This window comes from Candidatus Tisiphia endosymbiont of Piscicola geometra (assembly GCF_964026415.1).
Classification (GTDB): Bacteria; Pseudomonadota; Alphaproteobacteria; order Rickettsiales; family Rickettsiaceae; genus Tisiphia.
In genome coordinates this window covers 1,354,009-1,377,737 of sequence record NZ_OZ032144.1, presented here as the reverse complement: position 1 = coordinate 1,377,737, position 23,729 = coordinate 1,354,009, and the positions used below count along the sequence as shown (strand labels likewise).

Here is a 23,729-nt window from a genome sequence, read left to right as displayed (position 1 = left end):
CCTTGACTAACTTACTTGTCCCTAGTTATTATGCAACAAATCTAATAGAATTTCCTACTAATAAAATAGCACACTGGTATAGATAACATATATATAAAGGCAATGGATGGTAACAAATACCATGGATATATAATAAGACTTATAATGATAACAGCAAATACCATCATCGCTAATGATAAATATTCGTGTTTTATCTTAATATTTTTTGTTGAAAATGTCGGTAACCTACTGGCAAGTAAAAAAGCGATTACCACAATATACAAACCTATCATAACGGTATGGATACGAACATTAATACCTAAAATACCACTCACTTCAAAATCTATAATCATGGGTACTAGAGCAAGTAAAGCCCCGCAAGGTGCAGGTACGCCAGTAGAAAAATATTCTAGTTTCTTATTATGTACCTTATGAAGAATAGCAGTATTAAACCTTGCAAGCCTTAATGCCATGCATACGATAAACAATAATATAGAACCCCATGAAAATACTTTATATTCATATTGCTGAAAAGACCATAAATATATAAGACCAGCCGGAACTATTCCAAAATTAGCAAAATCACATAATGAATCCAGTTCAGCACCAAACGGACTAGTAGCATTTAGCATTCTTGCTATCCTACCATCAATTCCATCTATTATAGCAGCAACTAAGGTGCAATATACAGCCCTTTCCCATAGACCATCCAACCCAAATTTAATGGCACTAATACCAACCACAAGACCCAATAAAGTGATAAAATTAGGAAGCAATTTTATAAACGGAATTGGTTTTGTTATTTTAACTTTGTGTATTTTAAGCAATTTATACCTATATACTTATATTAAAGCAGTAAGAATATTACCTTTTTTCAAACTTAAGTTCAGATGTTTTCTTGATCCTAAAATCAGCAATAATAGTTTCTCCACCAACTGAAGTCTGACCCTCAGTAACACAAAGTGCAGTTTTAAGTGGCAAATAGACGTCAGCTCTACTACCAAATCGGATGATACCATACCTATCACCAACTCTAACCTCAGTATCTTCTTCTAAATCACATAATATTCTTCTTGCTATTAATCCTGCTATTTGAACAAAAGCAATTTTATGACCACTATTTGTTTCCATTAAAACAGACTGACGTTCGTTATATATACTTGCCTTATCAAGAGAGGCATTGAAAAATTTTCCTGGATTATAATGTAGGGATAAAATCTTTCCATTAGCTGGAATACGATTTACATGAACATTAAAAATATTCAAAAAAATACTAACTCTAATCATTTCCTGATTACCAAGACCAAGTTCTAGCGGAGGAATTGCTTCAGTTATTTTTTGCACTGTTCCGTCTGCTGGACTGACTACTAGATCGTCACTAATAGGGGTAAATCGATCCGGATTCCTAAAAAAATATATACACCAAATCGTTATAACTAATCCTACATATCCAAAACTATTATGAACAGTAGAAAGTAAAAAAGTCACAACTGCAAAGCTTACGATAAATATGTAGCCTTCACGATGAATAATCTTCGAAAAATCACTATATTGCTTCATTCTCACTCTCTAATTTTGTTACGTTATCCCATTTACTTAAGGGTAATTTAAAAGTTGGTAGGGCTTACAATAGAAACATCAGGCTAGTGCTAGCCTGATGTTATATTCTAAACGGGGTATAAAGGTCAACCGATGATAAGTTTTGATAAAACTTATCGCACAATTTCCCATTGACCGTCTGGTCTACGACAAGCTTTCCCATAAGCTTTTTCTTGCTTACCACCCACAACAACTACCTGAGTATACTCACGGCAATACTGACCACTATCGTCTTTGAAAGCTTTGCTTGGTGTTACATACCCGTAATTACCACTATCTGGGTTACGCCACTCTACACTCTGACCACTAGGAGTAGTCTCTAATGCTTTCTGCGAACTTAGCTCTAGCAATTTCCTGTCATATTCATCCATAGTCTGACCAATTTGACCACCAATAAGTGCACCAGCTAAAACACCTATACCAGTTGCGGCAAGACGACCGGTCCCTTTACCAAATTGCGATCCTAAAAGTCCACCAGCTACACCACCAATTAATGTTCCACCACCTTGTTTATTCATACCGGTACAGCCATGCAACATTGTTGCTGCCAAAATAATTGCCGTAATTTTGAATGTTAAATTCATAAAAACCATATAATTTTAAGTTAAAGATATACAAGAAACCTTATTAAGAGGTGTTAAATTTGACACATCTCTTGATTAGAGTATACTAAGCTGGATAATAATGTATTTTATATTATAAAACAATTGAAATTTTATATGGCTACTTTAGAGCATCAAAATTTAATTAAATCTGCATCTTACGCATCTTTTATTGTAGCTACATTCATTTTGCTTATTAAATCTTATGGGTGGCTTGTAACTGATTCCCAGTCTATTTTAGCATCTTTAATTGATGCTATGCTTGATATTTCATCGTCTTTTATTAATTTGATTGCTATTCGTTTTGCACTGCAGCCCCCTGATTATCATCATAGATTTGGACATGAGAAAATCCAAGATGTAGCAATTTTTTCACAATCAGTATTTTTTTGTGTTTCTGGCTTATTTATTTTTTCTTCTTCAGCAAAATCTCTTATAGATAGATCAGTTCCAAATAATATAGAGTTTGGCACTAATGTAATGTCTTCATGTATTATCTTAACTTTTATTTTGGTGGCTTATCAAAGTTACGTGATAAAAAAAACTGGTTCGGAAATAATAAAAGTAGATAAATTACATTATTTTACAGATTTACTAACAAATGTTGCGGTAATCGTTTCTATAAACTTAACTACTAGTTTTTGGTTTATAGATTCATTATTTGGTACAGGTATATCAGTATATATAATATATACTTCTTATGTTTTATTCAGAAAGGCTTTTAAAAATCTTATTGATGAAGAATTACCGGAAAAAGATAGAAAAAAAATTATATCAATAATTAGTAGCTTTAAAGAAGTAAAAGGCATCCATGAAATGAAAACTAGATACGCTGCAAGTAAACCGTTTATACAATGTCACATAGAAATGGATGGAGATATGTCATTATATAGTTCTCATCATCATAGTGATCAAATTTCCAGTGCATTGCTATTAGAGTTTCCAGGGGCAGAAATAATTATTCATCTAGATCCATATGGTTATGAAGAAAAAGTTAACTACCGTGAAAACATCAACTCCATTTAACAATTTTTTCATGGAGGAAGCTTTAAAGCAAGCACAATTTGCTTTAAATGAAAATGAAATTCCGGTAGGGGCTGTTATAGTCAATAGAATAAGTAACAAAGTTATTGCAAAGGCTCATAATATTGTTGAACAAACAAAGAATCCGCTACTCCATGCTGAAATTGTCGCGATAAATCAATCTTGTCAAATTCTATCTAGTAAGAATCTATCAGACTGTGATATGTATGTTACTTTAGAACCATGTACAATGTGTGCTGCTGCAATATCTTTTGCTAGGATAGGTAGATTATTTTATGCAGCAAACGACCCAAAACAGGGAGGAGTTGAGAATGGTGGGCGTTTCTTTAACAGTAAATCTTGTTTTTACCATCCTGAAATATATAGTGGTTTTTCAGCAGAAATTTCTGAGAATTTAATGAAGGAATTTTTTAAAAAAGTCAGATCACTGGAATAGATAGGGTATACTTAAATGATTTGGAAAATTGGATTTGGAAATGAATGGTGAGCATGCTAGAGTATATAAAGGACAATATCTGCAACCAATGGAAGTTATTAATGAAACTAGATAAAATTGAGAATATCATAGTCGCACCACTATATATTATTATACTAATGGTTACCATACCGGTATTAAGCGAGACTATTTATACTCCCTCACTTCCTGATTTAGCCAAGGATTTAGCAATTAGTGCTAATTTAGCTGAATACACACTTACTATTTATTTGTTCGGTTTTGCTATTGGTGCTTTAATATGGGGTAATTTATCTGATTGTTATGGGCGTAAGCCTTGCGTACTTACAGGATTTTTGATTTATGCTTTATCATGCTTCATTTGTTATCTAGCAGATAATATTAATATGTTATTTGCTGCAAGATTTATACAAGCTTTTGGAGCTAGTGTTGGCTCAGTATTAGGCATTGCTATAGCAAGAGATGTAGTAAAACCAGCAGAGCGTGGTAAAATGTTCTCAACGATAAGCTATTGCCACGGCGTTTTCTCCTGCTATAGGACCAGTTATAGGTAGTTTTGTTATAAAATTTTATCATTGGTCGGCGGCATTTCTTGTTCTGATAGTGATTGCCATATTTATCATGGTGTTAATATCAGTTAGACTTCCAGAAACTAACCTAAATCTTAGAACTGAACGTTTGGTTATTCCACTTTACAAAGAATGTTTTGCTAAAATGATCAGAGATCCAAGATTGCTCGGTTTAGCATTTTTAATTGGAGCAGTGAATGGTATGCTATTTGGTTATTTTACTGAAGCACCTTTTTATTTTATCTCAGGACTAAATATTTCAACTTCATCTTTTGGTATGATAACATTCTTTATATGTATTCCCTTAGCTTTAGGTGGACTTATATCCAAAAAGATGCATAAACTGCAAAGAACTTCTGATAATATTATCTTTACAGCTATTAAAGTTATGTGTTTAGGATCTCTACTATTCTTTTCATCTAGCTATTTTAATCTAATTAATAAAGATAATGTGACAGGTTCTTTATTACAAACTTTATTATGGCTAGGTATTATTATGACAGGTAAGACAATGATAGTTCCAAACTGCTTAAGTCAAGCTTTGGAAGATTATGGTAAATTTGCTGGCACGGCATCTTCACTTTTTGGTTTTATGTATTATGTAATTGTTGCAAGCTTTACAGGATTAATAGGGCATATGCATGATGGATCATTGATACAACTACCATTATTCATGCTGATCATTTCAATTAGCATGATATTAGTGTTTTATATGACTATTAATAAGCAGCAAATGGCGAAGAATAATTAATAGATTACCCATTTTTATAAATCCTCTAAGCTCCATTTAGCTCTAGGATAGAAATCGAGTCGGTTAGTAAGATTGTTTTGTAGACGTTCTAGCCCAGCATAAGCGATCATAGCAGCATTATCAGTGCATAAATGTATAGGGGGTAGTAAAAGTGCATATCCTTGAGTTGCAGCTTGATACTTAAGTATAGACCTCAAATAATCATTAGCAGCAACCCCACCGGCAAGCACGCAAGTTTTTTGTGGCAATAGCGACTTACCTATAAATTCTTCATACATTCTAAAGCTATTAAGCATTTTTACTGACAAGATTTCTCCAACCACATATTGAAAGCTGGCTGCTATATCATTAATTTCTTGATCACCTATAGGTTCTAATTTGGATATTAATATGCGTACTGCAGTCTTTAAACCTGAAAACGACATATTACAGCCAGTTTGATGGATAATGGGTTTTGGTAAAATATATTTAGACGGATCGCCAAATTTTGCTCTTCTCTCAATTTCTACGCCTCCAGGGAAAGGCAAACCCAACATTTTAGCTACTTTATCAAAACACTCTCCAACCGAATCATCTATAGTTTGTCCTAAAATTTTATATTTGCCAAGGGAGGAAGCGGCAACAAATTGACAATGTCCGCCGGAAACTAATAGAAGTAAGTAAGGATATTCAGCCTTATTGGTTAATCTAGCAGTAAGTAAATGTCCTTCTAAGTGGTTAACTGCAATAAAAGGCTTCTTTAAGACACTAGCAATGGACCTAGCAAACATTGAGCCAACTATTACTCCTCCTATTAAGCCAGGACCGGAAGTGGCTGCGATTCCATCTATATCAGATAACTCAAGACGAGTTTCATCTAAAACATATCTAACTGCTTTTTCTAAATTTTGCAAATGCGATCTAGCGGCAATTTCCGGTACTACCCCTTGAAAAAGCTTGTGTTCTTGATGTTGGGAAATAACAACATTTGACAAAATTTCTTTATCTGAGGTGACTATTGCCACGCCAGTATCATCACAACTTGATTCAATACCCAATATTTTAATTATTGTAATCTCTCCTTTAGACTTACCTAGAATAAGTCTAAATAGTTGAGAGATTTTTAGAAGAAACGAAGCCGAGTACCGCAGCGTACATAAACGTACGTGAGGAGCAAAGGCGAGTTTCGACGACAAAATCACCAACTATTTTGACTTATGCAGAAAGTCTTTTAACAAATCATTCACTAAGTTAGGATTGGCCTTGCCTTCAGTTTTTTTCATTACTTGTCCTACAAAAAAGCCAAATAACTTATCCTTACCGCTTTTATAAGCAGCAACAGAATCAGGATTTTCCGACAATATTTCGTCAATTATAGCAGATAGTATACCACTATCTGACATTTGCACTAAGCCCTTTTCTTTAATAATTTTTTCCGGTTGCTCGCCAGTTTCAAACATAGTTTCAAAAACTACTTTGGCAATTTTCCCTGAAATCACCCCATCTTCTATTAACTTCACCATTTGGGCAAGCATTTTTGGGGTAATCTTACACTCATTTAAGCTAATGGCATTTTTATTAAGTTGACCAAACAACTCACTAATAATCCAATTAGCAAGTATCTTAGGATTGCATAAGGTCACTGCTGCTTCGAAATAATATGCTACCTGTTCATCAGCAGCAAGAACCTCAGCGTCATATGTGTTTAAACTATATTCTGCAATATATCTTTTAATTTTTGCATCCGGAAGTTCCGGTAGCTCCCGAGCTAATTGCTCTATCAGCTCCTCAGATAAAACTATTGGTAATAGATCTGGATCAGGAAAATATCTATAGTCATGAGATTCTTCTTTTAAACGCATTGTCCTAGTTTCACCAATATCAGCATCAAATAATCTAGTCTCCTGTAGTATTGTTTGACCATTTTCGATTAAATTCACTTGCCTATTTGCTTCAAACTCTATTGCCCGCATAATATTACGAATCGAATTTATGTTTTTGATCTCACACCTTGTTCCGAGTGGATTCCCAGGAAGCCTAACTGAAATATTAGCATCGCAACGTAATGATCCTTTTTCCATATCACCATCACAACTTCCTATATATCTTAACAAAGCCCTGAGTTTACGAACAAATTCAGCTGTTTCCTCCGGCGAGCTAAGGTCTGGTTCAGTAACAATCTCCATCAATCCTACACCAGATCGGTTTAAATCAATGAAGCTATAATAAGGAGATTGATCATGGATAGATTTGCCCGCATCTTGCTCTAAATGCAAACGATTAATCCTGATTCTTTTGGTTGTTCTTTGTTCAGTTACTATATCCAAATAGCCATCTTGAACAATTGGATAATAGAATTGTGAGATTTGATACCCTTGTGGTAGGTCAGGGTAAAAGTAATTTTTACGATCAAATCTTGAATTAAGATTAATTTTCGCATTAAGTCCAAGACCAGTTTTAATTGCCTGATGGACACAATATTCATTTAATACTGGTAACATTCCAGGCATTGCTGCGTCAATCAAAGATACTTGTGAATTAGGAGGAGCAGCAAATTCGGTAGAACTACCAGAGAAAAGTTTAGATTTTGAAGAAATTTGGGCATGTATCTCTACGCCTATAACATATTCCCATTTACCTGTATTACCAATAATATAATCCATTTAAAATCTCTTTAGTTTACTATTAAAATGTGAAAAATTTTTAAGATTAAATCTTTATCATATTTTCGATAAAAATTGTAGTTTTTTATAAATCTTTATTTTTTACATCTTTTTTCGTGAGGTGATCCTGATATTACTTGCAAATTTTTTATATTAATGTAGATTCTTTCAATATTGGTGTATAAGCGTTTGAATAACTAATAATTTTATATCAAGCGTGGTTCTGAAATTGTCTACTACGGCAAGCCTTTTTAGAAATTAAAAATTATAATTTAGTTAAGTTGTAATGAGCAAAGAAGAGCTAATTAACTTTGAAGGTGTTGTCCTTGAGCTTTTGCCTAACGCAACTTTTAGAGTGAAGTTAGAAAATGGTCATTTTATTATCGCCCATACTTCTGGTAGGATGCGTAAGAATCGTATTAGAATACTTGTCGGAGATAAAATTACAGTGGAAATGACGCCTTATGATCTAACAAAAGGTCGTGTTATTCACCGCCATTAGAGTCTTTCATATTTTATGTCAAATATAGAATCCACTTTTTTAAAACAACAGAATATACCTATAGTTCTAGCCTCACAATCACCTGCAAGACTTGAATTACTAAAAAGAATCAAGGTATTTCCTACACAAATTATTCCCGCTAATATAAATGAAACAGAGTACTTACGAGAGTTACCAAACCAGTTGGTAACAAGATTAGCACAGGAAAAAGCCGAGGTTGTTGCCAAAAAAATAAGTGGTGAAGCTATAATTATAGCAGCTGATACTGTTGTGGTTCACGGTAGAAAAATACTACCCAAGGCTCTAACAAGTGAAGATGTTAGATATTGCCTTAATATTTTATCTGGAAGGCGTCATAGGGTTTATACAGGTATCTGTATAATAAAAAAGACTCTCGAACAAGTTCTGCTGCGACAAAAATTAGTGCAAACCATAGTCAAGTTTAAAAGATTGAGCCAGCAAGAGATAGAATTTTACTGTAGCCTAGATGAAGGAATCAACAAAGCAGGCGGCTGCGGAATTCATGGGTATGCCGAAGCCTTTGTTCCTAGCATATATGGATCTTACTCAAATATTATGGGATTACCACTACTGGAAACCATGCATATGCTTACTTCTTTAGGTTTTAAAAATATACCTCTTAAATAACCTGAATTCGATATAATATACTCAAATGATTTGAAGAAACTGAGAAAAAGCTGAGTTTAAACTTTATCAAGCCAATCAGAAAAACAACTAGCTTTGTCAAAAATTGGAAAATTAAAATATTAATCATAGTATAACAATGAATCATATTTATACTAATCTTACTGCCAGTATATCAGAATTTAAGAAAAGTCCTACAGCATTGCTTGCTAAGTCTAGTGGTGAGCCTATTGCTTTATTGAATCATAATAAACCAACGGCTTATTATGTTCCAGCTGAACTATACGAACAAATGGTTGCAATATTAGATGATAGAGATTTACTTAAACTTGCTGAAGAAAGACTAAAAGAAAAGAAAGAAGCTATAGCAGTTGATCTAAATGATTTATAAACTTTCATGTACACAAGTACAAAGTCTCAAAAACACTTAAAAGCCTCTATATATTATGCATTGCCGCCTTTATGTAATTCTTCATCATCGAAATCTATTGTTGCTTTAGCAGCATGCATTATAATGTTAAAATATGAAAAACAGAATTTTAATAAATAATGCTCTGTTATTATGTCAGTTGCTAAAAAATTATCAAATTTATCTTTTTCAGTATTGGTAGTATGCAATATATTTTCTTGAATATAAAGCCTATTAATCAGCTTAGCTTCTAATAAAGTAGTAATTACCACCCAAGTTACGAAATAACAAATATTACCAAATATACTGTCATCGATGATTAGATTGATAGGGCTATTATAATTATTTTGTTTGCTTACTGTATAAATTAATTCGCGAAGTATATTGTCATCGTATTTATTTGGTGCGTCGATAATTTTTATTATTGTAAAATTATTTTCCTTACAAAAATTGATCAAAGATTGCCTTGTGAGTTCAAAACGGGCATGTGATGAATATAATAAGATAATGGCTTGTTGGTTGTTCATATGCGACCCCTTCCCTAATGTTTTAATAATTAAGAGTTTTGATCGCCAAAGATAAAATGATAAAAGAAAATTTTATAGGTTATACATATCTTGGCGATCGGGAAAGTTCGCAGAAACCGCCAACAGCCGGTATGGTGGCCTTTAGGCTTGAAGTTTACACCCCAAGCCTTGAACATACGCTACCACCCCCCCGATCATAATAATCAAGGAACAACATTTCCGGTTGTTGTATACCGCTGTTGATAGGAGCTGCGAAACCCCAAAGTAACTTTGCAGTTACTTCATTTTTAATTTTAAACTACAGTTAGCAAAAGTCAATAATAAGTTTTTTTAATTATATCTTACGGTAATTTCTGAACCAACATCATTTACTGCAGGTGAAACTGTCAAGTGGCAACGATATTTAAACAAACAACATACGGGGAATTTTAAAGCAAACAGAAAAAGCTGAAGGAACTGCCCAATTTGTTTGGGAAAGTAGTAGTGAGCTAGGTTTTGGTTACCTTAGTTGATCTAAATGATTTATAAACTTTCATGTATACAAGTACAAAGTCTCAAAAACACTTAAAAGCCTCTATATATTATGCATTGCCGCCTTTATGTAATTCTTCATCATCGAAATCTATTGTTGCTTTAGCAGTATGCATTATAATGTTAAAATATGAGAAACAGAATTTTAATAAATAATGCTCAGTTATTATGTCAGTTGCTAAAAAATTATCGAATTTATCTTTTTCAGTATTGGTGGTATGCAATATATTTTCTTGAATATAAAGCCTATTAATCAGCTTAGCTTCTAATAAAGTAGTAATTACCACCCAAGTTACGAAATAACAAATATTACCAAATATACTGTCATCGATGATTAGATTGATAGGGCTATTATAATTATTTTGTTTGCTTACTGTATAAATTAATTCGCGAAGTATACTGTCATCGTATTTATTTGGTGCGTCGATAATTTTTATTATTGTAAAATTATTTTCCTTACAAAAATTGATCAAAGATTGCCTTGTGAGTTCAAAACGGGCATGTGATGAATATAATAAGATAATGGCTTGTTGGTTGTTCATATGCGACCCCTTCCCTAATGTTTTAATAATTAAGAGTTTTGATCGCCAAAGATAAAATGATAAAAGAAAATTTTATAGGTTATACATATCTTGGCGATCGGGGAGTTCGAAAAACCGCTTTAGAACAGTTACGATAGCCTTTAGGCTTAAGGTATAAACCTTAAGCCTTGAACATAGCTAGCATCTCCCCGACCATGAGATCGAGGAACATCATTTTTGGATGATGACTACCATCTAAAGTTAAGGGTTTCGACACCCCAAAGTAACTTTGCAGTTACTTCATTTTTAATTTTAAACTACAGTTAGCAAAAGTCAATAATAAGTTTTTTTAATTATATCTTACGGTGATTTCTGAACCAACATCATTTACTGCAGGTGAAACTGTCAAGTGGCAACGATATTTAAACTCGATAATCAAGTTTTTCCTTAACCGTCATTGCGAGAAGCCGCTGCAAGCGGCGACGTGGCAATCCAAGATACGCGAAGCGTTACTCTAAAAAAACAGCTTCGCTGTTTACCTAGATCGCCACGGCATCTAAAGACCCTTGCTATGACGATTATAGAAAAATGTACTATGGTGTATATTATTCATCCTTATATACTCCCCACAATACTGTTTTAGGTAGCCATCCAGTATAATTCTTGCAGCACACCTGACAATAATCTTGTTTGCATTTATTAAGTAGGCAACGGACATAATTACTTACTCTTGCAACAATTTTATGTTGATCATTAGCTACTTGAGTCAGAGCTACTAATTCAGGACTTACCACAATCACCGATCTTTTACCCGACAATACACTTGAATGTACCCAGCCTCCTTCTCCTTTTATATCACGAATTTGCCTCCATTGTTCATATTCTGCAATAATTTCTACTGGTTCACCTTTTTTAACAAATACCCATTCTATAGGTGTTTTTATCGAAGGACCAACTCTAGCATTTACCTCATTAGCCTTTATTGAGGCAAATCTAGGTATCGGCAATTTCTGATTATCAGCTATCGTTAGTAAAGGTGTAATGGTCAAGATTATAATCACAAGATATGACTGTTGCTTTAGTAACTTGATTGCCATGGTTATTCTTAATCATTCTCTTCTAATTCACGCAAAGCATCATCTCGTTTAGCTATTACATAATTACCTGATCTAAATTGCCCTTTGATACGATTTATTTCATATTCACTAAGACCAATAAATTTTAAAATTGTTCCACCAAGCTGTAACCCCGTCTCATAATTCTCTGGTATGATTGTTGTTGCTCCAGCATCATAAAATTCTCTAGCCTTCTCTAGATTCTTTAATCTTACAATAACTTCAAGATCTGGAAAATGACTTGAAATTGTTCGAAGAGATTTTTTGATAGTAACACTATTATTCATTGTAAGTACTAGAGTTAGAATCCTTTCTGCTCCCACAGCTTTTAGCGTATCAATCTGTGATACATCTCCTTTAAAAACTGGAAAGCCATTAGCTGTTTCTGCTTTTACAATCTCGTCATTAACATCTAGTGCTATATAATTGATTCCTTCAGCTTCCAATACTAATGCTACCATTCTACCAACACTACCAAAACCGGCAATTATTATATGGTTTGTTAAATCTCTTGCTCCAAGTTCTATAATTTGTATTGGAGTCTTGCCAAGTTGTTTATCAAGTCTTTCAGCAAGTTTTCTTCCTAAAATTGCCAGTAATGGAGTTAGTGCCATAGTACATGTCACCACTAATAACAGAACATTAGCCGTACTCTCTCTAATAACCTGAGTTTCTTTACCAAGACCGAATAAGATAAAAGCAAATTCTCCACCTTGTGATAATAATAAACCTGCATGCAAGGCTACTCCTTTATTAAAACCAAATAAAATGCAAGAGGCGGCAATAATTAGTGTTTTTACTACAATCAAGGCAATAGAACAAGTTAGTATAATTGATATTTGAGCGTATATTTCTTGAGCGTCAATATTCATTCCAACGCTCATAAAAAATAGCCCTAGCAATAAGCTTTTGAAAGGGTATATACTTTCTTCAGCTTGCAACCGAAATTCTGTCTCTGCAACCAAAACACCTGCAACAAAAGCTCCTAAAGCAAGCGATAAACCAAAATATTCCGTGGCCCAAGCTGCAGAGAGAACTACCAATAGAGTCATGGAAATTGGTAGTTCGTTTATATCGCCATTGTCCGATGAAATTAACCCAAATAAAGGTCTTAGTAATACTCTACCTGCAACAAATATTGCAAGTAGTGCTATGATAGCCTTAAGCAAAGCTGTTCCTAGAGCTATCGCTAACGAATCTTTACTATTGCTAGCAAATAGTGGTACCATAACTAGCAATGGCACAACTGCTAAATCTTGTAACAACAAGATAGCTAGGGATATACGACCTAGTTGAGTTGATTGGCTACGGCTTTCCTCAATAACTTGCATAACAAGGGCAGTTGAGGATAAAGCAAGACCACCTCCAATAATAATTGCAGCACTACTATTACCGCTGATTAGTACAACAGCGGCAGCAATCACTATAGCTGTAGTTAACACTTGTAGTGAGCCAAGACCAAATACATACCGCCTCATTACCTTTAATCTTTCAAAAGATAATTCTAAACCTATAGCAAAAAGTAAAAAAACTACTCCTAATTCTCCTAGTAATTTTGTTTGATCATATGTTACAATCTTGAATCCATGGTCTCCAATTACCGCTCCTGCAATTAAATAACCCAAAACTGGGCTTAGATTAAGGCGTTTAAGTATTGCTACAACAAATACAGCTGTTCCTATTAAAATTATAATATTGATAAGAATATGCTCTTCCATTTACACCTTTTCCCTAGAAGTATTAATACATTATTTTTTAAATACACTAAGTAATTTTCAGTAAAAAATCTAATATTTTTAATTTATTTTTTGCTCCACATCTCTTCCAACTTAAAATACTCTCTAGTTTCTGGATAGAAAATATTAACTAATACATTTCCAGCATCTATTAATACCCATTCAGATGTTCCAAGTCCTTCAATATTAGTATCGATATTAACTTGATGTTTTAACTCTAAAGCTAAATATTCAGCAATTGCTCCAACATTTTTAGTTGAACGCCCGCTTGCAAAAATAATATATTCAGCTAATGTAGTTTTTTGTCTTATATCTATTACTACTATATCTTCTGCTTTTTTTTCTTCTAAACATTTAACCATAAACTCTTTCAATAGTTCAGTATTTTCTATCATAATTATCTCCAATTGCTAAAGTAACCTGAGTTTACTATACTATTTCACTCTCTTATTTGCCAACACCCAACTACTATCCAAATAATCATTACCATACTTATGCAAATATTCCTGATATTTACCTTTAAAATCAGTGATAGTTCGGTGGGATAGAGCAATAACCCTTGTGGCTATGTTGCTAGCAAAATCTCGATCATGAGTTACTAATATTAGAGTTCCTTGGTAGTTAATTATAGCTTTTTTTAACATATCCTTAGATTCAATATCTAAGTGATTAGTTGGCTCATCTAATACCAATATATTACTTTCTTCCAATATAATTTTTGCTAGTAATAAACGTGCTCCTTCTCCTCCACTCAAATTTAAAATATTCTTAGTTACTTCATCTTTACGGAATAATAATTGACCTAATATAGTACGCAGAGTATTATCATTCTCAGTAGGTATTTGGTTGGATAACCAATCAATAACACTCATACTTTCATTTAGTAATTCATGATGATCCTGAGCAAAATAGGAAATTTGAGTTTCATATCCCCATTCATAACTTCCTAAATCAGCAGAAATTTTATTAATAAGAATCTTAAGCAAAGTGGATTTACCAATACCATTTGGACCAATAATAACAATTTTTTCTCCACGCGAGACAGTAAAATTCACATTATTTAATATTTTTTTATCCTCGTAGCTTTTAGAAATACCCTGAACTTTTAGTGCTAATTTTCCAGATGGTCTTTTTTGCTTAAAATTAAAATATGGACTAACACGCGAACTTCTTTGGATGTCAGGTAATTCCATTTTTTCTATTTGTTTCTCTCGGGATGCAGCCTGTCTAGCTCTACTAGACAACGCTCTAAACCGGTCAACGAAACTCTGCATAACAGCAATTTTTTTCTCTAAATGAGAGAATTCTTTAAGCTTTTGTTCGGTAACCAACTGTTTATCACGAACAAAAATATCATAATTACCAGTATAAATCTTGATAGTACCATAATCTATATCAAGAATATGTGAAGAAATATTATTAAGAAAAACAAGATCGTGTGAAATAAATACCAAAGCACCTTTGAATTTCTGTTTTAGGTAATTTTCTAGCCAATAAATTGAGACTATATCAAGATGATTTGTTGGCTCATCAAGTAACAATATATCAGGATTATTGAATAAACTTTGTGCTAGTAACACCCTAAGTTTATAGCCACCGGATAAAACGGATAAAGGTTGATAATGATATTTTTCTTGTATTCCTAAACCAAGCAGTAACTCAACTGCAAAAATTTCTGATATATATCCATCATTGTCAGCTATAATTTGTTCCAACTCACCTAATCGATAACCGATTTCCTCATCACATTGATCAATTGCTAATAATTTTTCTTTTTCTTGCAGTGCTTGCCATAATTCACTTCTACCGGCAATAACGGTATTAATAATTGAAGTATTTTCATAAAGAAATTGATCCTGCTTTAAACATCCTATACGTGCATTTTTGACACAGGTAAATTCTCCGATACTAGCCTCTTCCTCTTGAAGCAAAATCTTAAAGAACGTAGATTTACCAGCACCATTTGCTCCAACAAGCCCATACCTATTACCTTTCTTAATATGCAAGCTCACATCAGTAAATAATATTTTTGCACCATAGCTCATGGCCAAATTAGTTGTAATAATCATAAGGTATTATCAGGTAATATTGTACCATTTTTTAACTGCAGCTTAACTTGTTTAAGTGATCTTGGGCTTGCATCAATTACTTCAAGTTCAACCTGCTGCTCAATATCAATTTTAGTACCAACCAAAGGGACATTACCTACTTTTGCTAAGACTAAACCACCAATTGTATCAAATTCATCATTCTGAAGTTTTAGTTTCACACCTAGAGCTGATTCGAGATCCTCAACTTTCACTCGAGCATTTGATAAAATAGTATTATTATTGATAATTCTGAAACTATCATTATCCGATTTCTTATCATGCTCATCATCTATTCTGCCAACTATCTCCTCCATAATATCTTCCATGGTTACAATACCGTCAGTTCCACCATATTCATCCACAACTATCGAGATCTGTACACAATCTCTTCGCATTTTTGCTAGTAAATCTATCAATTTCATTGAAGGAGCAGAAATGATAGGTTTACGAATTATTTTTTTTAGCTGCAACTCTTGATTTGTAATAAGTTGCTTAGTAATAAGTATCTTGAATAAATCTTTTATATGAATAAAGCCTACTATATTATCCAAAGTTTCATCATAAACTAATGTTCTAGTATTAGGTATTTTGCTATTAAGCATTTGGCTTAACTCATCTATACTGGCAGTTAATTTTACTGCCTTAATATCAGATCTAGGGATCATTACATCTTCTACAGTTTTATGACCAAATTGCAGAAGATTCATAAAAATCTTTTTTTCTTCTAACGTCATTTTTTTACTGTTAGATTTTAGCTTTTTAATTGCATCATAAAAATTATCCTCTAGCTTCTCTTTAGAAAACAGCCGAGAGAAAAAAGATTTAAGTGTAACAATTTTTGAAGAATTTTTCAGCATATCCCTTTTAGAATGAATAGATGCAAGGTTTTCTTTTTTCAAAGAAGTGAACAAAAGCTAATATGGGGAAGCAATAGCAAAACTCTTTAATATCTCTACTTCTAAATTTTCCATAATATCTGCTTCCTCGTTATCTTGGTGATCAAAGCCTAGTAAGTGCAAAATACTATGTACCAAAAGATGGATAAAATGATCTCCAAAGGCTTTATTTTGACTTATAGCTTCACTTTGAATTATTTCATAGCCAAAAGCTATGTCCCCCAAATACATATAATGTACATTAGGAGTAAATTCAAGTAAATGCCGAAAGTCTAATTCTATATCAGGAAATGATAGTACATTTGTAGCTTTTGCTTTGCCACGAAATTGGCTATTCAAATTTAACATTTCATTATTATTAGTCAGTAATATTGCTAACTCAAACTCTGCAACTCCCTTGAAATTTTTATATTTACTCAGTATAGCACCAACAACCTTCTTCACTAATAGTTTATTGATAAATTTTTGATTTTTCCAATCTTGACAAGCTCGAATAATCTCTACATTGATTTTCATGATATAGTTTCTTAGCTGAAAATGCTCAATAATATTATATAACAATATCCTGCAGATAATACTAAAAATTTTTCTTAGTGATAGCATTAGTTTGTGGTATCTTATTATAATTTATAATAATTATTCTATAATTAAAAGCTACTTAAAGTAATGAAAATATATTTATGATAAAAATAGGCAATATTCAACTACCTCATTCGGTGATATTAGCTCCAATGTCCGGGGTCACTGACCTACCATTTAGAAAATTAGTACGAAAATTTGGTGCAGGTTTGGTAGTCTCTGAAATGGTAGCAAGTAGGGCAATGATTATTGAAACAAGGCAATCTTTGCAAAGATGTGCAATCATTCAAGACGACGCTACTGGTTCATGTGTACAGATTGCTGGATGTGAACCTGATATAATAGCAGAATCAGCTAAAACGATTGAGGATATGGGAACCAAGATTATTGATTTAAACTTTGGTTGCCCAGCTAAAAAAGTAGTAAATGGCTATTCTGGTTCGGCTTTAATGCGAGATGAGAAATTAGCGGCAAAAATTTTAGAGACTACGGTCAAAGCGGTAAAAATCCCAGTAACTTTAAAAATGCGTACTGGCTGGGATGATCAAACTAAGAATGCACCAAATTTGGCAAAAATAGCCTATGATGCTGGTATACAAATGATTACCATCCATGGTAGAACAAGATGTCAGTTTTATTCTGGTCAAGCAGATTGGGAGTTTATAAGGCAAGTTAAGGATGCGGTAAAGATTCCAGTTATCGCTAATGGAGATATTACCTCCTTATCTAAAGCCAAGGAATGCTTACAAAAATCAGGTGCTGATGGCATAATGGTTGGTCGGGGAGTATATGGTAGACCATGGTTTATTTCTCAAATAGCCCATTATCTTGAAACAGGAGAAGAACTCCCCTCCCCTTCCATGGCAGAACAGTTAGAGGTTATACTAAGCCATTATGATGCCATGCTAGAATATTACGGAAACGATACTGGCGTTCAGTTAGCTAGAAAACATATAGGTTGGTATAGTAGTGGTTTAGCAAACTCAGCTGAATTTAGAGGAGGGGTTAATATGATGACTGATCCAATTCAAGTTAAAGAAAAGATTATGGAATTTTATGGAAAATTCTTTTAATATAGTGACCCCAAAACTTTAATACTACCTGACAGAACCAACTGCTCTAGGACGGCTATTGTTCCTAATAGCAGGAGGAGATGCAGTAGGACGAGATGGATAGGTATTTATTGATTCTCTAATGGTATTAGCTTTTTGCTTGGCTTGCTCAAGGTCTATTGTTTTTGCATGAGCTTGGCGTAATGTTGTTCCTATGTTTTTAGATTCTTCAGCACTAAGAATTGCCTTACCTTTTGCCATGTTAATTAAATTATCCACAACGAAAACTCCACAATCTTTATCATTTGGTTGTTGCTCAGTCTGTAAATCTACTATTTTAGCATCAGGACAAACTTCTTTAAGCATATCTACTAAATCCGCTCTTGTATATATATCTGTTCCCTTAGGATCATTATAGGTAAACACTATAGCCCCCTCCTGGTCTTTAGTGATTGCTAAACTAACCCAATGTTCGTGTCCAGTATTAAGGGGTATAATAACCGCTTCTTTGTTATCTACTATTAAATCACTATACACAGCTTTATAAAGAGTGTCCTTTAATAAACTTTCTTCTCCTATAGAAGCATGATTAACAATAGAAACCTTTGTTTGATCTACAGACGCTTTTAATAGGTTGCCAATATCATCTTCGTTATATAAATAATCTAGTTTAGTTAATTTGCTACCTTCAGACAATGAATGTTCTACATTATTTTGTCTAGTTGATACCTCCCTTTCATCTGCCACTTGCTGAAGAGTACTGGTAATTCTTTTAGCATTTTCTTGTTTATACTCATTTAAATTTTCTTGCATATCCTTAATAGTTAAGCTATTGATTCCAAGAACAGTTTCCCTTTGCTTAACTTCAGCAACAATGTCAGCCTTTTTCCCATGACCTTGAGCTAATGGGATACAACCATTAGTCAAATTTTCAACCGAGCCTCCTTGGGTTACAACATATTTAGCTTGTTTAGCAATATTCTGAAGCTTTAATGGATCAGATAGGTCAAAATATATATCAACAGGGTTTATTTCCGTTCTATTAAGATCTTTCTTGAATTGTTCAGATAATTGTGACACGTAATGCTCTAGTTTTTTAGCACCACCAATTTTATCTTTTAAGATTTCTTCAACTTCTAGCTTGATACCTGATTGTTGATTTTGGTCGTTGATGCCAAATTTGGTCGTAATAATATTAGCCACATCATCTACAGATGCAGGATTGCTGGCTACTATAACTCTAGTATTTCTACCTAGTTCTCTTGCAGCAAGTATAACTTCAGTCAATCTTTCTTTATTAGGCAATTTCCCCGACACTAATATATTAGGAGGTCTTTTTAGAATTTCCGACTCTACTAAATTTGTAACTGGGATATATGGAATGTAAGAAGCCCTTTTTTGTTCTACATGCCTATGAGTTATCGCATTATCTCGGTCGTTATCATTTGTAAAAAACACGTGATTGGCTTGTGTAAGAAGAGGTGGCCAGTAGTTATAATATGGCAAAGTTTGATTATATGCATTATAATTACTAAAGGTAAAACAAGTTTGAATACCTGATTTTTTTAATGCTGCTAAATCATTTATATCAACTATAGGTTTTCCCATGTTGGAATTATATTGAATATTAAGTATAGGCGTTTCTCCTTGTTTAACTTCGTGCAATATTTCAATTATTATATTATCTTTATTTAGTTTGCCATTTTGAATGTTATATTTAAGCTCCCTAGTTGGTATGTTTAAGTAAGAATTAGCCAATATAATATTGTGCTGAGTCTTTTGACCTACATGACCATTAATATTAAATAACCTTACCTTATTTTCTTTTTTACCTGTTTTTGCCATATATACTCCAAAGTCCTCAATATCTAATTGACTATCATCTTAAACAAAAAAACAAATCTATACAAATCAATTATATCTCTAAACCAGTATTGATGCATTTTACAGATATAGTTGCATAATAATCTCACCCCCTTTAATAATATACTATATTTAAGCCTGCACTAATATATTATTTAATTGGTAGAGGAATGGTTAGATGGTAATAGTAATGCCTATGGAAATAATTAGGTAAAAATAATGCATTGGCATGATGTTGACGAAATTGCTATAAGTTTAGAAAAAAATTATTCCGATGAGGATATATCTGAATTAACACTAAAAGATCTTGAGGACTTAATAAAATCATTAAGTGATTTTGATGACCACGAAATTGAAACAAATAAAGAAGTGTTAAAAGAAATTCTCGAAGCTTGGAAAGAGATTAAAGATAGTAATTTTGAAGATTAATATATACTCTTTTGCTTTGAAGAAGAGCTATCACAAATACTTGCTAAGAATGTACGTATTTGTACCTCATGTAGTTCATCTATAGCTAACCTAAAGTAAGGTCTATCTAGATACTCTAATAGATAGACCTTACTTTAGGTTAGCTATAGAATCTAAATAATTTACAGAAATAACTTGATTTTTTTGGGGAGATAGGGCATTATCTGCGTTAAATTGAAAGAAGGGGCGGTTAGCTCAGTTGGTAGAGCATCCCGTTTACACCGGGACGGTCGGCAGTTCGAATCTGTCATCGCCCACCATATATCTCTCGGATTTCAGGGTTTTTATCATTGCAATAAAAAGTCTGTATTCCCGTCGCATGCCGTTTTTTCACTAAAGTTACCGGAATACGAGTATAAAAAATTTCTCTCTTTAACGAGTATTTTGAGGGAGAAATTATTACAAAAGTGTTAAAATGTACACCTAGTCCGCTTACCCCTTGTTTGTTACCCCCATCATGTTAGATATTTATTATATAGTTTTTATTTTTAACGTTTTTGATATATACCTAGTAATATTGGTTCTTGGAAGATAATAATTTTATGATAAGAAAAGTAATTATATTTACTGTTATTGCTATTTCGTTGTTAGTATGTACTATATTAGTTGAGGTAAACTTTGTTGATTATACTTCTGCCAGTAATAGTCTTGTTAATGAATTAAAAATTTCTCCTCAGAATCTAAAAAAAATTAAAATAATTAAATTTCCCATACCTTATTTGATTATTGATCACATAAAAGAGGAAGGGAAGTTAGAATTAGAAAATATAGAAATTCACTTTGTCCCATGGTCATTATTAACTTTTAGACCAAGAATTAGTGCTGTAACCATATATAGTGCCACAATATATTCAGATGAACAAGATTTTGACATTATAAACCATGATAGGCTAGTTAGTTCATTCATAACCAATGGTATAATCGATATAAATTTTGATGTTGAAAATCTGACTATTCTCAATAAAAATAATCAACCTATTCTTACTTTAAAGAATTGCTCTTTATTTAAAAATAACTCTATTGCTAATAGCACTTCATTCAAAGGGGATGGAGGATATGTAGGAAAATTATCTGGGTTTTTTGAGAAAAAGGCCAACCAAATAAATTTCGATCTTACTATCTCTAATAATGATTATAATTTTCATTTGATAGAAACCTATATAGACTCTAAACTAATAAATGGTAAAGCAGAATATTTAATACAAAATTTAGCTGATATATTACATATTCTAGTGCCAGATTTAGATTCTTTATTTAGAAGATTTAATCAAAATGAAAAGATAAATATCAAATTTGATATTTTGCCTACTCCACAATTACTTAAGTTAGAAAATATAGCTATAGAGTCTAATTCACTAGTAGGTAACGGCTCAATATATCTGAATAAAAGTGACGATGTTACTAGTACAATAAAATTATATTTTCCTAAGATAGACGCAAGATCACTGATTACCTCATCCAATAATATTAAACAATTTAGCAATTCAGTCTTTGGGTTAAGGTTTCTTTTTGATAATAAATCAATCATAACCGATATTTTAGTTGATCAAATAATATTAAATAACGATGAGGTATTAAATAATACCAAAATTTTGCTTAATTTAGACAAAGGGGTATTAGTGGTTAATGATTTCTCTAGTATGATAAAATCTGGAGGCAGTTTTCAATTTATAGGCAATGTAACACAAAATTCAGTACGAAGTATATTTGATGGTACAATTTACTTGCAACATAATGACCTTAATTCTGTGTTGAATACTTTAGGTTACAAACAAGCAGCTAGTAAAAAACCTACCGCTTTTATTTTATCTTCAGATTTAAAACTAACTTTAATAGATGTCTATTTACAAAACCTTATGTTAAAAACTGACAACACTAAAGTTACAGGTAATATTACTGCTAGATTTATTGGTTCTATGCCGCATTTTATAGCGACCATTGACTTTTCTTCGATTGATTTAAATAGAGACGATTACCCGATAATCTCACCAATGATCAAATTTGCTAAAAGTTTGTCAGAGAATATGAAAGATGAATCATACTTAGCTAAATATATTCCCATTAGGACAACTGATTATTTAGGTAGTTTTGATATTACTATAAATGATCTGCTTATAGGAAATAATTCATTTGGCAAAGCATACGTCTTAGCAAATGTCTCACCAGGTAATATTGGAATTAGTAATCTTGATATAAGAAGCAATAGTGATTACATCAATCTTAGTTCTAGTTTGTTAGCAAGTAACATTAAACCGCAACTAACAATTACAATAAATGATGGTTCTCTTAATGTTAACTTTTTAACCCCTAAATCTTTACTTAATCTGCGAAATAACTTATTGAATGAATTTGACGTAGAAAAAATAGAGTTAAAATTAAATTGTGCATTATCAAAAATAATTCAGAATGATCTAGTATTACAAAATGTTAAACTTGCTTTAGCAAATAATAATGCTTTATTTAAGATCGATAATCTTGAAGCAAATCTACTTTCTGGTAAATTAAAAGCAGAAGGTAATATTTTATTAAATCCATATACTCTGAACTTTGTTTATGCACTTAATTCTATTGATTTAGCTCAATTATCTAATGTTTTGCCAAGAGGATTACTAGACAATTACGGTGGAATGAGCATAAATGGAACACTTGCTACTCATGGCAATAGTTTAAAAGAATTATTGTATGAGCTTAACACTCAATCAGAATTTGTAGTAAAAAATGCCAAGATTAGTAACTTCTCTGTTGATTCATTGATAGAAAAAATTAATAATAAAGACTATAGTCTAAAGTATTTAAAAGATGATTTAGCAAAATCTATGTATCAAGGGCAAACTGAATTGAATAATTTGCGTGGTAATCTTCAGTTAAAAAATGGAATAGTTACAATGAAAGACTTAGTATTTAATACAAAATATGCTAGCGGAGCTGCATCATTAGCTGTAAATATATATAATTTGGATATGGTATTATCTTCAATATTATCTTTCTATATAGCAGACTTAAATCCTAATCTAAATAATTCTAGTAATCAAAATACACCTATAAATCTTACAATAAAAACCTCAGGCACTATATTAGATACCATAAAAACGTCAGACGAGACTGAACTAAGAAAGGCTTTAGAGAACAGAAGGAAATCTACAAATTAAAGAAGA

24 protein-coding genes and 1 tRNA gene are annotated in these 23,729 nt (G+C 32.5%); 11 read left to right on the top strand and 14 right to left on the bottom strand.

The features are described from left to right. Window positions 1-41: 41 nt before the first annotated feature. The 3 genes from AAGD26_RS06540 to AAGD26_RS06530 form a co-directional block, all read right to left on the bottom strand. Window positions 42-806 carry a CDP-alcohol phosphatidyltransferase family protein gene (locus AAGD26_RS06540; RefSeq protein ID WP_341751577.1) on the bottom strand — a complete coding sequence of 255 codons (765 nt, stop codon included), beginning with the start codon at window positions 804-806 and terminating at the stop codon, window positions 42-44. A gap of 37 nt (window positions 807-843) precedes the next feature. Next, on the bottom strand, window positions 844-1,539 hold the full coding sequence (locus AAGD26_RS06535; protein ID WP_341751576.1) for a phosphatidylserine decarboxylase: 696 nt from the start codon (window positions 1,537-1,539) through the stop codon (window positions 844-846). A 152-nt stretch (window positions 1,540-1,691) separates the two neighbouring features. Further along, window positions 1,692-2,162 carry an RT0821/Lpp0805 family surface protein gene (locus AAGD26_RS06530; RefSeq protein ID WP_341751575.1) on the bottom strand — a complete coding sequence of 157 codons (471 nt, stop codon included), beginning with the start codon at window positions 2,160-2,162 and terminating at the stop codon, window positions 1,692-1,694. Window positions 2,163-2,297: 135 nt separating this feature from the next. Here AAGD26_RS06530 and AAGD26_RS06525 point away from each other — a divergent pair, with 135 nt between their 5' ends. The 4 genes from AAGD26_RS06525 to AAGD26_RS06510 all read left to right on the top strand — a co-directional run bounded on the left by AAGD26_RS06525 (window position 2,298) and on the right by AAGD26_RS06510 (window position 4,998). Then, a complete protein-coding gene (locus tag AAGD26_RS06525; protein WP_341751574.1) occupies window positions 2,298-3,206 on the top strand; it encodes a cation diffusion facilitator family transporter in 909 nt (302 codons plus the stop codon). A 10-nt stretch (window positions 3,207-3,216) separates the two neighbouring features. Then, entirely contained in the window at window positions 3,217-3,660 is a 444-nt protein-coding gene (locus AAGD26_RS06520; protein WP_341752338.1) for a nucleoside deaminase, read from the top strand. Window positions 3,661-3,761: 101 nt separating this feature from the next. Next, the gene (locus tag AAGD26_RS06515; protein ID WP_341751573.1) at window positions 3,762-4,232 is read left to right on the top strand and encodes an MFS transporter; all 471 of its coding nucleotides are present in this window, start codon (window positions 3,762-3,764) and stop codon (window positions 4,230-4,232) included. Further along, window positions 4,189-4,998: an MFS transporter gene (locus tag AAGD26_RS06510; protein WP_341752337.1), complete on the top strand. Its 810-nt coding sequence runs from the start codon at window positions 4,189-4,191 to the stop codon at window positions 4,996-4,998. The genes AAGD26_RS06515 and AAGD26_RS06510 overlap by 44 nt, the downstream gene beginning before the upstream one ends. A 14-nt stretch (window positions 4,999-5,012) precedes the next feature. On the opposite strand, the gene tsaD is transcribed toward AAGD26_RS06510, so the two are convergent. Further along, window positions 5,013-6,047 (bottom strand): tRNA (adenosine(37)-N6)-threonylcarbamoyltransferase complex transferase subunit TsaD, encoded by a 1,035-nt coding sequence (gene tsaD, locus AAGD26_RS06505; protein WP_341752336.1) that lies wholly within the window; start codon window positions 6,045-6,047, stop codon window positions 5,013-5,015. 135 nt (window positions 6,048-6,182) lie between these two features. Then, entirely contained in the window at window positions 6,183-7,640 is a 1,458-nt protein-coding gene (gatB, locus tag AAGD26_RS06500; RefSeq protein WP_341751572.1) for an Asp-tRNA(Asn)/Glu-tRNA(Gln) amidotransferase subunit GatB, read from the bottom strand. A 286-nt stretch (window positions 7,641-7,926) separates the two neighbouring features. On the opposite strand from gatB, the gene infA reads away from it, so the two are divergent. The 3 genes from infA to AAGD26_RS06485 all read left to right on the top strand — a co-directional run bounded on the left by infA (window position 7,927) and on the right by AAGD26_RS06485 (window position 9,178). After that, window positions 7,927-8,142 carry a translation initiation factor IF-1 gene (gene infA / locus AAGD26_RS06495; RefSeq protein WP_341748261.1) on the top strand — a complete coding sequence of 72 codons (216 nt, stop codon included), beginning with the start codon at window positions 7,927-7,929 and terminating at the stop codon, window positions 8,140-8,142. Between the two features lie 15 nt (window positions 8,143-8,157). Continuing rightward, the gene (locus tag AAGD26_RS06490) at window positions 8,158-8,790 is read left to right on the top strand and encodes a Maf family protein (RefSeq protein ID WP_341751571.1); all 633 of its coding nucleotides are present in this window, start codon (window positions 8,158-8,160) and stop codon (window positions 8,788-8,790) included. Between the two features lie 136 nt (window positions 8,791-8,926). After that, window positions 8,927-9,178, top strand: coding sequence for a type II toxin-antitoxin system Phd/YefM family antitoxin (locus tag AAGD26_RS06485; protein WP_341751570.1), 252 nt, complete (start codon window positions 8,927-8,929; stop codon window positions 9,176-9,178). Between the two features lie 53 nt (window positions 9,179-9,231). Here AAGD26_RS06485 and AAGD26_RS06480 read toward each other — a convergent pair whose 3' ends face one another. The 8 genes from AAGD26_RS06480 to ybeY form a co-directional block, all read right to left on the bottom strand. Beyond that, entirely contained in the window at window positions 9,232-9,723 is a 492-nt protein-coding gene (locus AAGD26_RS06480; protein ID WP_341751569.1) for a hypothetical protein, read from the bottom strand. A gap of 581 nt (window positions 9,724-10,304) precedes the next feature. Next, the gene (locus AAGD26_RS06475; RefSeq protein WP_341751568.1) at window positions 10,305-10,796 is read right to left on the bottom strand and encodes a hypothetical protein; all 492 of its coding nucleotides are present in this window, start codon (window positions 10,794-10,796) and stop codon (window positions 10,305-10,307) included. Between the two features lie 584 nt (window positions 10,797-11,380). Continuing rightward, entirely contained in the window at window positions 11,381-11,872 is a 492-nt protein-coding gene (locus AAGD26_RS06470) for an SH3 domain-containing protein (RefSeq protein WP_341751567.1), read from the bottom strand. A gap of 8 nt (window positions 11,873-11,880) precedes the next feature. Then, a complete protein-coding gene (locus tag AAGD26_RS06465) occupies window positions 11,881-13,608 on the bottom strand; it encodes a cation:proton antiporter (RefSeq protein WP_341751566.1) in 1,728 nt (575 codons plus the stop codon). Between the two features lie 83 nt (window positions 13,609-13,691). Beyond that, entirely contained in the window at window positions 13,692-14,021 is a 330-nt protein-coding gene (rsfS, locus tag AAGD26_RS06460; RefSeq protein ID WP_341751565.1) for a ribosome silencing factor, read from the bottom strand. A gap of 39 nt (window positions 14,022-14,060) precedes the next feature. After that, complete coding sequence (locus AAGD26_RS06455; protein ID WP_341751564.1) at window positions 14,061-15,695, bottom strand: ABC-F family ATP-binding cassette domain-containing protein; 1,635 nt, start codon at window positions 15,693-15,695, stop codon at window positions 14,061-14,063. Then, complete coding sequence (locus AAGD26_RS06450) at window positions 15,692-16,627, bottom strand: hemolysin family protein (protein WP_341751563.1); 936 nt, start codon at window positions 16,625-16,627, stop codon at window positions 15,692-15,694. Before AAGD26_RS06450 ends, AAGD26_RS06455 begins: the two co-directional genes overlap by 4 nt. Window positions 16,628-16,630: 3 nt before the next feature. Next, window positions 16,631-17,128 carry an rRNA maturation RNase YbeY gene (ybeY, locus tag AAGD26_RS06445; protein WP_341751562.1) on the bottom strand — a complete coding sequence of 166 codons (498 nt, stop codon included), beginning with the start codon at window positions 17,126-17,128 and terminating at the stop codon, window positions 16,631-16,633. A gap of 164 nt (window positions 17,129-17,292) precedes the next feature. Between ybeY and dusB the strand changes: the two genes are divergently transcribed. Beyond that, a complete protein-coding gene (gene dusB / locus AAGD26_RS06440) occupies window positions 17,293-18,264 on the top strand; it encodes a tRNA dihydrouridine synthase DusB (RefSeq protein ID WP_341751561.1) in 972 nt (323 codons plus the stop codon). A 24-nt stretch (window positions 18,265-18,288) separates the two neighbouring features. On the opposite strand, the gene AAGD26_RS06435 is transcribed toward dusB, so the two are convergent. Further along, window positions 18,289-20,088, bottom strand: coding sequence for a Ulp1 family isopeptidase (locus tag AAGD26_RS06435; RefSeq protein WP_341751560.1), 1,800 nt, complete (start codon window positions 20,086-20,088; stop codon window positions 18,289-18,291). A gap of 237 nt (window positions 20,089-20,325) precedes the next feature. Here AAGD26_RS06435 and iscX point away from each other — a divergent pair, with 237 nt between their 5' ends. The 3 genes from iscX (at window position 20,326) to AAGD26_RS06420 (ending at window position 23,723) form a co-directional block, all read left to right on the top strand. Beyond that, window positions 20,326-20,535: a Fe-S cluster assembly protein IscX gene (gene iscX / locus AAGD26_RS06430; protein WP_341747867.1), complete on the top strand. Its 210-nt coding sequence runs from the start codon at window positions 20,326-20,328 to the stop codon at window positions 20,533-20,535. Between the two features lie 223 nt (window positions 20,536-20,758). Then, window positions 20,759-20,834: transfer RNA gene (locus AAGD26_RS06425), tRNA-Val, on the top strand. Between the two features lie 282 nt (window positions 20,835-21,116). Next, on the top strand, window positions 21,117-23,723 hold the full coding sequence (locus AAGD26_RS06420) for an AsmA-like C-terminal region-containing protein (protein WP_341751559.1): 2,607 nt from the start codon (window positions 21,117-21,119) through the stop codon (window positions 23,721-23,723). Window positions 23,724-23,729: the final 6 nt, after the last annotated feature.